11 protein-coding genes are annotated in these 12,686 nt (G+C 55.4%); 8 read left to right on the top strand and 3 right to left on the bottom strand.

The features are described 5' to 3' along the window. Window positions 1-58 precede the first annotated feature (58 nt). The 6 genes from AC07NP_RS10300 (at window position 59) to AC07NP_RS10275 (ending at window position 6,255) form a co-directional block, all read left to right on the top strand. On the top strand, window positions 59-1,579 hold the full coding sequence (locus AC07NP_RS10300) for a sugar ABC transporter ATP-binding protein (RefSeq protein WP_494660406.1): 1,521 nt from the start codon (window positions 59-61) through the stop codon (window positions 1,577-1,579). After that, window positions 1,576-2,571 (top strand): ABC transporter permease subunit, encoded by a 996-nt coding sequence (locus tag AC07NP_RS10295; protein WP_494660405.1) that lies wholly within the window; start codon window positions 1,576-1,578, stop codon window positions 2,569-2,571. Before AC07NP_RS10300 ends, AC07NP_RS10295 begins: the two co-directional genes overlap by 4 nt. Before the next feature lie 100 nt (window positions 2,572-2,671). Then, window positions 2,672-3,613: an ABC transporter substrate-binding protein gene (locus AC07NP_RS10290; protein WP_203359258.1), complete on the top strand. Its 942-nt coding sequence runs from the start codon at window positions 2,672-2,674 to the stop codon at window positions 3,611-3,613. 82 nt (window positions 3,614-3,695) lie between these two features. Further along, complete coding sequence (locus AC07NP_RS10285; RefSeq protein ID WP_494660404.1) at window positions 3,696-4,379, top strand: D-lyxose/D-mannose isomerase; 684 nt, start codon at window positions 3,696-3,698, stop codon at window positions 4,377-4,379. 14 nt (window positions 4,380-4,393) lie between these two features. Next, window positions 4,394-5,254 carry a ketose 1,6-bisphosphate aldolase gene (locus AC07NP_RS10280; protein ID WP_494660403.1) on the top strand — a complete coding sequence of 287 codons (861 nt, stop codon included), beginning with the start codon at window positions 4,394-4,396 and terminating at the stop codon, window positions 5,252-5,254. Continuing rightward, window positions 5,251-6,255 carry a carbohydrate kinase family protein gene (locus AC07NP_RS10275; protein WP_301702106.1) on the top strand — a complete coding sequence of 335 codons (1,005 nt, stop codon included), beginning with the start codon at window positions 5,251-5,253 and terminating at the stop codon, window positions 6,253-6,255. Before AC07NP_RS10280 ends, AC07NP_RS10275 begins: the two co-directional genes overlap by 4 nt. A 27-nt stretch (window positions 6,256-6,282) precedes the next feature. Here AC07NP_RS10275 and AC07NP_RS10270 read toward each other — a convergent pair whose 3' ends face one another. Continuing rightward, window positions 6,283-7,014, bottom strand: a complete 732-nt coding sequence (locus tag AC07NP_RS10270) for a response regulator transcription factor (RefSeq protein WP_494660440.1) — start codon at window positions 7,012-7,014, stop codon at window positions 6,283-6,285. Between the two features lie 287 nt (window positions 7,015-7,301). Here AC07NP_RS10270 and fdhF point away from each other — a divergent pair, with 287 nt between their 5' ends. Further along, window positions 7,302-9,449: a formate dehydrogenase subunit alpha gene (gene fdhF / locus AC07NP_RS10265; RefSeq protein WP_494660402.1), complete on the top strand. Its 2,148-nt coding sequence runs from the start codon at window positions 7,302-7,304 to the stop codon at window positions 9,447-9,449. 107 nt (window positions 9,450-9,556) lie between these two features. Beyond that, entirely contained in the window at window positions 9,557-10,246 is a 690-nt protein-coding gene (gene yjcO, locus AC07NP_RS10260) for a Sel1 family TPR-like repeat protein YjcO (protein ID WP_494660401.1), read from the top strand. A 101-nt stretch (window positions 10,247-10,347) separates the two neighbouring features. On the opposite strand, the gene gltP is transcribed toward yjcO, so the two are convergent. Both gltP and nrfG read right to left on the bottom strand, forming a co-directional pair. Beyond that, window positions 10,348-11,661 carry a glutamate/aspartate:proton symporter GltP gene (gene gltP / locus AC07NP_RS10255; RefSeq protein ID WP_192613741.1) on the bottom strand — a complete coding sequence of 438 codons (1,314 nt, stop codon included), beginning with the start codon at window positions 11,659-11,661 and terminating at the stop codon, window positions 10,348-10,350. Between the two features lie 345 nt (window positions 11,662-12,006). Further along, window positions 12,007-12,609 (bottom strand): heme lyase NrfEFG subunit NrfG, encoded by a 603-nt coding sequence (gene nrfG / locus AC07NP_RS10250; protein WP_494660439.1) that lies wholly within the window; start codon window positions 12,607-12,609, stop codon window positions 12,007-12,009. Window positions 12,610-12,686: the final 77 nt, after the last annotated feature.

Here is a 12,686-nt window from a genome sequence, read left to right as displayed (position 1 = left end):
TTGCATTTACTTTCCTGTGATGGACTGCTGATATCGACAACCCCGCAGGAGATCCGCCATGAGCAGGGCACCGGTTCTGGAGATGCGCAATATTGCCAAAGCCTTTGGCAAATTTTACGCACTGAAAGGGGTCGATCTGACGGTATATCCTGGCGAAATCCACGCCCTGATGGGCGAAAACGGCGCGGGGAAAAGCACCCTGATGAAGGTGCTTGCCGGGGCGTATAGCGCCACCAGCGGCGAGATCCTGATTGACGGTCAGCCTTTCCATATCAAAGGCCCAAAAGATGCCCTCAGCGCAGGCATTACCCTGATTTATCAGGAGATGCAGCTCGCCCCGAACCTGACCGTCGCGGAGAACATATTCCTCGGCAGCGAACTGTCGCGCGGCGGCCTGGTGCAACGCAAAGAGATGGTTCTTCAGGCGCAGCAGGTTATCGATCGCCTCGGCGCACAGTTTAAAGCCAGCGATAAAGTGATGCGGCTGACCATCGCCGAACAACAGCAGGTGGAAATCGCCCGCGCCCTGCACCGCAACAGCCGAATTCTGGTGATGGATGAACCCACCGCCGCCCTCTCCTCGCGTGAAACCCACCGCCTGTTTGAACTGATCATGCGCCTGCGCGATGAAGGAATGGCGATTATCTATATCAGCCACCGCATGGCGGAAGTGTACGAGCTTTCAGATCGCGTCAGCGTGCTGCGCGATGGACAGTACGTCGGCAGCCTGACCCGCGACAAACTCAACGCCGCCGAACTGGTGCGCATGATGGTGGGTCGTCCACTGAGCGATCTGTTTAACAAAGAGCGCGATATTCCCTTAGGCAAAGCGCGCCTGAATGTCCATCACCTGACCGACGGCGGTAAAGTGCAGCCGTGCAGTTTACTGGTGCGTTCCGGGGAAATTGTCGGCCTGGCAGGGCTGGTCGGCGCCGGGCGCTCGGAACTGGCGCAACTGATTTTTGGCGTGCGCAAAGCCACCGGCGGCATGCTGGAAGTGGATGGCGAACCGGTGGTGATCCACTCCCCACGCGAAGCCATCGACTATGGCATCGGTTATCTCACCGAGAACCGCAAAGAACAGGGGCTGTTTTTAGAGCTGGCGGCGGCAGAGAACATCACGATGGCGACGCTGGAGCGTGACGCCACCTGGGGGATGCTCAACCGTAAAAAAGCGCAAACGATCTCCGATGATGCCATTCAGTTACTCAATATCCGTGTGCCGCATGCGCAGGTACGGGCGGGCGGGCTTTCCGGCGGCAATCAGCAAAAGCTGTTGATTTCGCGCTGGGTGGCGATTGGCCCACGCATTTTGATCCTTGATGAACCGACGCGCGGCGTGGATGTCGGTGCCAAAAGCGAGATCTACCGCATCATGAATGACATGGCGCGCCAGGGCGTGGCGATCCTGATGATCTCCAGCGAACTGCCGGAGGTCGTCGGCATGAGCGACCGGGTGTACGTCATGCACGAAGGCAGCATTGCCGGAGAGCTGGACGGAAAACACATTTCTCAGGAAAACATTATGACGCTGGCCACCGGCGCGAACGACTCCCACCCTCAGGCGAGGCACCCATGAATAATTCACCCACTCCCCAGCAGGTGGCGAAATCCGCCTCCGCCAAAAAAATGCTGATGGGCGATCTGATGCAAACCGTCGGTATCCTGCCCATTCTTATCCTGATTGTTGCCGTGTTTGGCTTTATCGCGCCCAACTTTTTTACCGAGAGCAACCTCCTGAATATTACCCGCCAGGCGTCGATCAACATCGTGTTAGCGGCGGGAATGACCTTCATCATTCTGACCGGCGGTATCGATCTTTCCGTCGGGTCGATTCTTGGCACCACGGCGGTGGCGGCGATGGTAGTTTCACTGATCCCCGAATTCGCCATGCTCTCTGTGCCCGTCGCACTGATGCTCGGTATGCTGCTGGGCTTGTTTAACGGCGCGCTGGTGGCCTTTGCCGGACTGCCGCCGTTTATCGTCACTCTCGGCACCTATACGGCGCTGCGCGGGGCAGCCTACCTGCTGGCGGACGGCACCACGGTGATTAACTCCAATATCAGTTTCGAGTGGATCGGCAACAACTATCTCGGGCCGATTCCGTGGCTGGTGGTGATTGCGCTGGCGGTCATTGTGGTGTGCTGGTTTATTTTGCGCCGCACCACGCTGGGGGTTCATATCTACGCGGTGGGCGGCAATATGCAGGCGGCGCGTTTAACCGGCATCAAAGTGTGGCTGGTTCTGCTGTTTGTTTACGGCATGAGCGGCCTGCTTTCCGGGCTTGGCGGGGTGATGAGCGCGTCACGTCTGTACAGCGCCAACGGCAACTTAGGCATGGGCTACGAGCTGGACGCCATCGCCGCAGTGATCCTTGGCGGCACCAGTTTTGTCGGCGGGATCGGCACGATCACCGGCACGCTGGTGGGGGCGTTGATCATTGCCACGCTCAACAACGGCATGACGCTGATGGGCGTTTCGTATTTCTGGCAACTGGTGATCAAAGGGGCGGTGATCATCATTGCGGTGCTGATCGATAAATACCGTACCCGACATCATCAAAGTGCATAACACACCTGCCGGCCTTATCCGTCCTACAACCCCGTAGGTCTGATAAGCGTAGCGCCATCAGGCAATGACAACAAAAAGTACCCTACGTGAGGAAAAGACTATGCGTTTGAAGCCATTAGTAACCGCGCTCTGTGCAGGCGCGCTGCTGACCGCAGCACCGTTTACGCAGGCCAAAGATCTCAAATCGATCGGCGTGACGGTGGGCGATCTTGCCAACCCGTTCTTCGTACAGATCACCAAAGGCGCGGAGCTGGAAGCCCGCAAGCTGGCGGGTGACGGCGTGAAAGTGACGCTGGTCTCCAGCGGTTACGATCTGGGCCAGCAGGTGTCGCAGATAGACAACTTTATCGCCGCCAAAGTCGACATGATAATCCTTAACGCGGCGGATTCTAAAGGGATCGGCCCGGCGGTGAAGCGGGCAAAAGACGCGGGGATCGTGGTCGTCGCGGTTGACGTCGCGGCAGAAGGCGCTGATGCCACCATTACCTCCAATAACACCCAGGCGGGGGAAATGGCGTGTAAATACATCACCGATCGCCTGAAAGGCAAAGGTAATGTGGTGATCATCAACGGACCGCCGGTATCTGCTGTACAGAACCGGGTAGAAGGCTGTCAGACCGAATTCAAAAAACATCCGGACATCAAGGTACTTTCCGATAACCAGAACGCCAAAGGCAGTCGTGAAGGTGGCCTGGAAGTGATGACCGCCCTGCTGGCGGCGAATCCGAAGATCGACGGCGTGTTTGCGATTAACGATCCAACGGCGATCGGCGCCGATCTCGCGGCAAAACAGGCGCAACGTAACGAGTTCTTTATTGTTGGCGTCGATGGCAGCCCGGACGCCGAAGAGGCGCTGAAGCGTGAGAACTCGCTGTTTGTCGCCACGCCTGCGCAAGATCCGCAGGTTATGGCGGCAAAAGCGGTAGAGATCGGCTATGACATTCTACAGGGGAAACCTGCGCCGAAAGAGCCGGTGCTTATCCCGGTGACGATGATCGATAAGAGCAACGTCAGCGGCTATAAGGGTTGGACGGTGAAATAGCGGCAAGCGGCCTCTGTCCAGGCCTGATAAGCGCAGCGCCATCAGGCCTGGAAGGCGACATCACACAAGGAGAATCCAGTCCATGAAACGCTCCGAAATAAACGAAATCCTCGGTCATACACGGCAGTTTTTTTCCATGCATGACATCCATCTTCCGCCCTTCGCCAGTTTTGCGCCAACGCAATGGCGACAGTTGGATGCCGACGCCTGGCGTGAAGTGATCGATCTCAAGCTCGGCTGGGATGTGACGGCTTTTGGCGGGGAAAACTTTGCCGCCTTGGGGTTAACGCTGTTTACCCTGCGCAACGGTTCACCTAACGCCTTCCCTTACGAAAAGTGCTACGCCGAAAAAATCATGCATGTGCGGGACGCGCAGATCACGCCGATGCATTTTCACTGGCGCAAGCATGAAGACATCATCAATCGCGGCGGCGGTAATCTGATCGTGGAGTTGTGGAACGCCGACGCCCACGATCAAACAGATAACAGTGCTGTCACGGTGGTGATTGATGGCTGCCGACAAACCCACGCGGCGGGCAGCCAGCTGCGCCTGACGCCCGGAGAGAGCATCTGCCTGACGCCCGGTCTGTATCACAGCTTTTGGGCAGAGTCTGGCTTCGGCGATGTGCTGGTCGGCGAAGTCTCTTCCGTCAATGACGACGACCACGACAACCACTTCCTGCAGCCACTCGCCCGTTATAACGACATTGAAGAAGATGAACCGGCGCAGCTGGTGCTGTGTAACGAGTATCGACTGTTCCGTTGAACAAGGAGGCTGTTATGCCACTGATTTCTCTTGCTGATGGGCTCGCCCACGCCCGTGAGCATCGCTACGCGTTAGGGGCGTTTAACGTGCTGGACTCCCACTTTTTGCGCGCGCTGTTTGCCGCGGCGAAGCAGGAACGTTCGCCGTTTATCATCAATATTGCCGAAGTGCATTTTAAGTATGTCTCGCTGGATTCGCTGGTCGAGACAATTAAATTCGAGGCTGCCCGCCACGACATTCCGGTGGTGCTTAATCTTGACCACGGTCTGCATTTTGAATCGGTGGTTCAGGCGCTACGTCTGGGCTTTAGTTCGGTGATGTTTGACGGCTCGACGCTGGAGTATGAAGAGAACATTCGCCAGACCCGCGAAGTGGTGAAAATGTGCCACGCCGTGGGCGTATCCGTAGAGGCTGAACTGGGGGCCGTCGGCGGTGACGAAGGCGGCGCGCTGTATGGTCATGCCGACGAATCGCTGTTTACCGATCCGCTGCTGGCGCGGGACTTTGTCGACAGAACCGGGATTGACGCCCTCGCGGTCGCCATCGGCAACGCGCACGGTAAGTACAAAGGCGAGCCGAAACTCGACTTCCCACGCTTAGATGAGGTCCGCCAGCAGGCCGCAATCCCTTTAGTGCTGCACGGCGGTTCCGGCATCAGCGACGCGGATTTTCGTCGCGCCATCGAACTGGGCATTCACAAAATCAACTTCTACACCGGAATGTCTCAGGCAGCGCTGGCCGCCATCGAATCGCGCATGGCGAACCGCCAGCCACTGTACGATGAATTTGCCGAGCTATTGCTGGGTATTGAGGCCGCAATTACCGATACCGTCTCTGAGCAAATGCGCATTTTTGGCAGCGCGGGGCAAGTGTGATGGAACGCAAAGGCATCATCGCTGCGGGCAATATGCTGGTCGATCACGTGCATCAAATAGTGCAGTGGCCGGAGCGCGGCTGGCTGGCGGAAATCAGTCACAGCGAGCGCTCTACGGGCGGCGCACCGCTCAACGTCTTGTTGACGCTGGCAAAAATGCACACCGGTTTGCCGTTACAGGCGGTGGGGCTTATCGGTCAGGACAGCGACGGCGACTACATTATGGCGATGCTGGAGCAGTATCATGTCAATCGCCAGCATGTGCAGCGCACCACCTTCGCACCGACCTCAATGTCGCAAGTGATGACCGACCCCAGCGGCCAGCGCACCTTTTTTCACTCGCCTGGCGCGAACCGCCTGCTGGATCTGCCCGCCTTTGATCGGCTCGACAACTCAATGAAAATCTTCCATCTCGGTTATCTGCTGCTGCTCGACAGTCTGGATATGCCGGATGGCCAGTACGGTACGCGTAGCGCGCGGCTGTTGGCGCAGATGCGCGAGAATGGGTTTGAAACGTCGCTGGACCTGGTCTCGCGAAAGGGCGACCCGCGTTATCAGCCGCTGGTGTTGCCCACGTTGCCTCATCTTGATTATCTGGTGATTAACGAGCTGGAAGCCGGAGAGTTCAGCGGTCTTGAGGTTCGTTATCCGGACGGCGGGCCGCATATTCCGCACATCGCCAGCATCGCGCGGGAGTTGCTCAACGCGGGCGTTCGACAGCGCGTGGTGATCCACTGCCCGGAAGGGGCGTGGGGGGAAACGCCGGACCAGCCTGGCGTCTGGATACCGTCGCAGAAACTGGCGCAGGAGGAGATCGTCGGCAGCGTTGGCGCAGGCGACGCCTTTTGCGCGGGCTTCCTGTACGGCTGTCATGAATCATGGTCGCTGGCCGACAGCATTACGCTGGCGCATGCCTGCGCACGGGCTAGCCTGCTGTGTGCGAACGCCATTGACGGCGCCAAAACGCTGGCGGAGTTAAAAGCGGAAATGCCTGCTACTTGATGAATTGTGTAGGCCGGATCAACAACATTATGCCGCCTTGTCGTGATGCTGGACGTCGGCGGCAAACACATATCCCAGACCGCGTATCGTTTTTATTAACGTCGGTTGATGCGGATTGGCTTCGATTTTGCGGCGCAAACGCATGATTAACACATCGATGGTGCGGTCAAACACCTCGATGCTGTCGCTGTGCGTGAGCGCCAGCAACTGCTCGCGGCTCAGAACCCGACGGGCATTTTGCGCCAACGCCAATAGCAGACTGTACTCCCCTTGCGTCAGATCTATCGTTTGCTGCTGGGGATCACGCAACTGGCAACGCCCGGTATCCAGATGCCAGCCGTTAAAAGAAAGACCAGCGATTTGCGTCACGCCGCCTTCAGCTACCGATACGCCGCCCCGGCGCAACACGGCTTTGACGCGCGCCACCACCACCCGGGGATTAAACGGTTTGCAGATGTAATCATCCGCCCCCATTTCCAGCCCCACCACCACATCAGACTCGCTGCTTATCCCTGTCAACATCACCACGGGCAGCGTCGGCCTGATTTTCTGGACCTGCTGCAACACCCTCAATCCGTTGATGTCGGGCAGCATCATGTCCAGCAGTACCAGCGCAATCTCGGGGCGCTCTTCGACGCAGCGTATCGCCTCCTGTCCGGTATGGCAGGTGGTGACCGCAAAAACATGCTCGCTCAACACATCCTGCAGCAGCGCGCAGATTGCGGTGTCATCATCCACGATCAAAACAGCAGGCTTCATCATCCTTCCCCTTTCGTCTCTCACTCAGATGAGTGTGAATGATTCTGCCCGGAGTAACAGAAATTGCGCAGGAGGAGATGCTGGAAACATAAGCACCGTCACATTGACTGGCTGTCACATATTTTGAATTCGTCACGTCAAAACTGACGACAGCCTGCTTTTCGTCAGCATTTTGCGCGAAATTTGCCCGTAATATCAGGGAATGCCCACAATAAAAAGATGGCATAAAAGATGCATACTGAAGGCGACAGCGCGTATGCGCGATTTGATTAACTGGAGCGAGACCGATGAAAAAAGTCGTCACGGTTTGCCCGTATTGCGCATCAGGTTGCAAAATCAACCTGGTGGTCGATAACGGCAAAATCGTTCGGGCGGAGGCGGCGCAGGGGAAAACCAATCAGGGTACCTTGTGTCTGAAGGGCTATTATGGCTGGGATTTTATCAATGATACCCAGATCCTGACCCCGCGCCTGAAAACCCCTATGATCCGTCGCCAGCGTGGCGGCAAACTGGAATCCGTGTCCTGGGATGAAGCGCTTAATTACGTTGCTGACCGCCTGAGCGCCATCAAAGCGAAGTATGGCCCGGATGCCATTCAGACTACCGGCTCCTCCCGCGGTACCGGTAATGAAACCAACTATGTAATGCAAAAATTCGCGCGCGCCGTTATTGGTACCAATAACGTTGACTGCTGCGCTCGCGTCTGACACGGCCCATCGGTTGCAGGTCTGCACCAATCGGTCGGTAACGGCGCAATGAGTAATGCTATCAATGAAATTGATAACACAGATTTAGTGTTCATCTTCGGGTATAACCCGGCGGATTCCCACCCTATCGTGGCGAATCACGTGATCAACGCTAAACGTAACGGGGCGAAAATTATCGTCTGCGATCCGCGCAAAATCGAAACTGCGCGTATTGCCGATATGCACGTTGCATTGAAAAACGGCTCGAATATCGCGCTGCTCAATGCGATGGGCCACGTCATTATTGAAGAAAACCTGTACGACCAGGCGTTCGTTGCCTCCCGTACGGAAGGGTTTGAAGAGTATCGTAAGATTGTCGAAGGCTATACGCCGGAGTCCGTCGAAGACATTACTGGCGTTAGCGCACAGGAAATTCGTCAGGCTGCGCGTATGTACGCGACCGCGAAAAACGCGACAATCCTGTGGGGCATGGGTGTTACCCAGTTCTACCAGGGCGTCGAAACCGTGCGTTCACTGACCAGCCTCTCCATGCTGACCGGCAACCTCGGTAAACCAAGCGTGGGCGTTAACCCGGTGCGTGGCCAGAACAACGTTCAGGGCGCCTGCGACATGGGTGCGCTGCCGGATACTTATCCGGGCTACCAGTACGTGAAGTTCCCGGAAAACCGCGAGAAATTCGCCAAAGCCTGGGGCGTGGAAAGTCTGCCTGCACATACCGGCTATCGCATCAGCGAACTGCCGCACCGTGCGGCGCATGGCGAAGTTCGCGCAGCGTACATTATGGGTGAAGATCCGCTTCAGACCGATGCGGAACTCTCTGCTGTGCGCAAAGGGTTTGAGGATCTGGAACTGGTCATCGTACAGGACATCTTCATGACCAAAACCGCCGCTGCCGCAGACGTTATTTTGCCGTCTACGTCATGGGGTGAGCATGAAGGCGTCTTCTCTGCCGCTGACCGTGGTTTCCAGCGCTTCTTCAAAGCGGTTGAGCCGAAGTGGGATCTGAAAACAGACTGGCAAATCATCAGTGAAATCGCGACCCGTATGGGCTATCCGATGCACTACAACAACACCCAGGAAATCTGGGATGAGTTGCGCAATCTGTGTCCAGAATTCTACGGTGCCACCTACGAGAAGATGGGCGAACTGGGCTACATCCAGTGGCCATGCCGCGATACGTCGGATGCCGATCAGGGGACCTCTTACCTCTTTAAAGAGAAGTTCGACACCCCGAACGGCCTGGCGCAGTTCTTCACCTGTGACTGGGTAGCGCCTATCGACAAGCTCACCGAAGAGTATCCGATGGTGCTCTCCACGGTGCGTGAAGTCGGCCACTACTCTTGCCGTTCGATGACCGGCAACTGTGCGGCGCTGGCAGCGCTGGCGGATGAACCTGGCTATGCGCAAATCAATACCGCCGACGCTGAACGTCTGGGTATTAAAGATGAAGAGCTGGTGTGGGTTAACTCACGCAAGGGCAAAGTCATTACCCGTGCAGCCGTGAGCGATCGTCCGAACAAAGGCGCGATTTACATGACCTACCAGTGGTGGATTGGTGCATGTAATGAACTGGTGACCGAGAACTTAAGCCCGATTACCAAAACGCCGGAGTATAAATACTGTGCCGTCAACGTTGAACGCATTGCCGATCAGCGCACTGCCGAACAGTATGTGATTGACGAGTACACCAAGCTGAAAACCCGCCTGCGCGAAAGTGCGATGGGCTAATCGGTTTTCGTTTGATATCCGCCTCAACAGCCTCCTTCTGGAGGCTGTTTTTTTATCTAAAAGATCGCTCTATACTGCCTATTCCGTACCCTAAACATAAAAATAAGATGAAACGACTTTTCGCATTGATGTTAATGATGACATGCGTTGCCCATGCCGAAGAGCCAGAGCCGGGTAGCCAGTATTTGAGGGCCGCCGAATCCGGAGACCGACGTGCGCAATACTATCTCGCAGACAGTTGGTTTAGCTCAGGTAACCTGAGCAAGGCCGAATTCTGGGCGCAAAAATCGGCGGATAACGGTGATGCGGACGCCTGCGCATTACTGGCGCAAATCAAGATAACCAATCCGGTGAGTCTGGATTACCCCGAGGCCAGGACGCTCGCCGAAAAAGCCGTACAGGCAGGGAGTCTGCCGGGCGAAATTACGCTGGCGCGCATTTTGGTCAATACCCAGGCGGGTCACCCCGATTACCCAAAAGCGATTTCACTACTGCAAAACGCCTCTGAAAATCTGGAAAATGACTCTGCCGTCGACGCGCAAATGCTGCTCGGGTTGATTTACGCCAACGGTGTGGGGATCCCCGCAGACGATGATAAAGCCACCTGGTACTTCAAGCGCAGCTCTGCGATTTCCCGTACCGGATATTCCGAATACTGGGCCGGAATGATCTTCCTGAACGGTGAACAGGGTTTTATCGAGAAGAATAAACAAAAGGCGCTGCACTGGTTGAATCTGAGCTGTATGGAAGGATTTGATACTGGCTGTGAAGAGTTTGAAAAGTTAACCAATGGGTGAATCAGATTGCCTGATGGCGACGCTCTCGCGTCTTATCAGGCCTACAAAGGAAGTGTAGGCCGGATAAGCGAAGCGCCATCCGGCAATCAACCCGCAATCAATTATTGATCGGCGGTTTTATCGAATTTGCCCAGCACTTCGCGCTCATACGCCAGCGCTTTTTTACGGTCAAATTTGTGTTCCCACTTGGCAATTACCAGTACCGCCAGCGCATTGCCCACCACGTTCAACGCCGTACGCGCCATGTCGAGGATACGGTCAACACCGGCAATAAACGCCAGACCTTCCAGCGGGATCCCCACGCTACCCAACGTTGCCAGCAGCACCACGAAAGAAACACCCGGCACGCCAGCAATCCCTTTCGATGTCACCATTAACGTCAGCACCAGCACGATTTCCTGCCACAGCGACAGGTCGATGCCGTACAGCTGCGCAATAAAAATGGCCGCAATACTCTGGTACAGCGTTGAACCATCGAGGTTAAAAGAGTAGCCGGTGGGCACCACGAAACTGGTGATCGACGCTGGTGCGCCGTAGGCTTCCATCTTCTCAATGATACGCGGCAGCACGCTCTCCGAGCTGGCCGTCGAGTACGCCAGAATCAGTTCATCCTTCAGGATACGAATCAGGATCCAGATGCTCAGCCCGCATATCCGCGCCACAATTCCCAGCACCACCAGGGCAAAGAACAGAATCGCGAAGTGAACCAGCAGCACCAGTTTCGCCAGCGGCCACAGCGAGGCAAAACCAAAGTTGGCGACGGTGACGGCGATCAACGCAAACACACCGACTGGCGCATAGCGCATCACCATGTGCGTCACTTTGAACATGGTTTCTGAAATGGAGCGGAACACTGCCACCAGCGGTTCACGGTGCGTTGACGGCAACGATGACAGGCCGAGACCAAACAGTACCGAGAAGAAGATAATCGGCAGCATGTCACCTTTCGCCATCGACGCGATGATGTTGGTCGGCACCAGCGACAAAATGGTGCCCATCAAGCCATGCGCGTGGCTCTGCACCTCTGCCGTCGTGTTCTGATATTTCGAAATATCCGCCGTCGCCAGCTGCGACATATCGATACCAGAACCGGGCTGGAACACGTTCGCCAGGGTAATCCCAAGGATAATGGCAACCGTCGTGATCACTTCGAAATAGATAATGGTTTTGGCGCCAATACGCCCCAGTTGCTTCGCGTCGCCGACGCCTGCAATACCGACCACAAGGGTAGAGATCACAATCGGCACAACGATCATTTTGATCAGGTGGATAAAGATATCACCCGCCGGAGAGAGCAGGTTTACAACCAGCCACTCGCGGCTGTCACTGTGATAATGCAGATAACTGCCCAGCAGAATGCCCAGCACCATAGCCAGCAAAATTTGCCAGGCCAGGCTGATTTTCATGTTTTTCATAACGACAGACTTCCTCAATGAAGCGCCATTCTACGTGCGCTGACGTGAGAATGGTTACATACTGAAAGGGTATGAATTGTGTTGCGTACGTTTGTAGTGTTTTTTAACGGGCATAATCAGTACCATTTACACGGCATCTTGTGCAACCCTTTAAGAACGAGGCTTTTCGCTAATTTAATGCATAATAATGCGAATTTATTGCGATAATCATCAATAACTATTTGTTATGAAAAGATTTTTATAGCCATTGTTTTGAATAATACACTTTTGGAATCATTTTAATCTTTTTGTTTATTTGATTATTTTATAAACACCAAAAAAGACCAAAATCACAAAAAAATGAAATCATTCCTGCCGATTCCGCAACAATTTCGCCATATTAATAGCGTCTATGAGTTGCACGCGGTTAACTCTCGGCGAGTTCAAATCCAGTAATTGTTGCCACAATGAAATGGCTTGTACGTAGTTAGCCTGCATAAACGCATCAGAGGCCAATAACATCAACGCCGTCACTTCCGTCGCATCCAGCGCCAGCGCTTTATCAATCATTTCCCGCGTCGCGGGCGTCATATGCTGCCCGGACTGGTAGTACAACACCGTTGCCAGCGCCGAATAGATCTCCGCGTTTTCCCCCTTCAGGCGCAGTGCCTGACGGTAGGCCAGCAGCGCATTCTGATACGCGTTACGCCACAGATAATATTCGCCAAGCATCGCCCACTGCTCACTGTCCTGCGGATTCGCACGAATCTTCGCCTGCAACGCCAGCAACTGTTTTTCAGGGGTCTGCTCATCAGCAAAAATGTGTAGCGGGTCCGCCAGCCGCTGCTGCTCCTGGCGCACCGCATGCCATTTAGGGCTAAGCAGATAACCGCCGACGCAGAGCAGCAACACGCCTGCCGCAACGGCAGTCATCACTTTCACCGGCAACGGACGTAATGGTACGCCCATCACCGCCGGTTCTTCCAGATCGTGATGTAGCTCACACTGCAAGGGTGTTGCGGCCCCCTCAGACATCTGCTGACTGG

It is taken from the genome of Citrobacter sp. GW821-FHT07H02 (assembly GCF_059418505.1).
Note: the sequence above shows the minus strand (reverse complement) of the source record. Positions and strands in the feature narration are given on the sequence as shown.

Bases quoted from the DNA above. Each gene is read 5' to 3' on its own strand.
- AC07NP_RS10270 (WP_494660440.1), bottom strand. From the start codon at position 7,014: ATGAAGCCTGCTGTTTTGATCGTGGATGATGACACCGCAATCTGCGCG.
- nrfG (WP_494660439.1), bottom strand. From the start codon at position 12,609: ATGGGCGTACCATTACGTCCGTTGCCGGTGAAAGTGATGACTGCCGTT.
- AC07NP_RS10280 (WP_494660403.1), top strand. From the start codon at position 4,394: ATGCCACTGATTTCTCTTGCTGATGGGCTCGCCCACGCCCGTGAGCAT.
- AC07NP_RS10285 (WP_494660404.1), top strand. From the start codon at position 3,696: ATGAAACGCTCCGAAATAAACGAAATCCTCGGTCATACACGGCAGTTT.
- AC07NP_RS10300 (WP_494660406.1), top strand. From the start codon at position 59: ATGAGCAGGGCACCGGTTCTGGAGATGCGCAATATTGCCAAAGCCTTT.
- yjcO (WP_494660401.1), top strand. From the start codon at position 9,557: ATGAAACGACTTTTCGCATTGATGTTAATGATGACATGCGTTGCCCAT.
- gltP (WP_192613741.1), bottom strand. From the start codon at position 11,661: ATGAAAAACATGAAAATCAGCCTGGCCTGGCAAATTTTGCTGGCTATG.
- AC07NP_RS10295 (WP_494660405.1), top strand. From the start codon at position 1,576: ATGAATAATTCACCCACTCCCCAGCAGGTGGCGAAATCCGCCTCCGCC.
- AC07NP_RS10290 (WP_203359258.1), top strand. From the start codon at position 2,672: ATGCGTTTGAAGCCATTAGTAACCGCGCTCTGTGCAGGCGCGCTGCTG.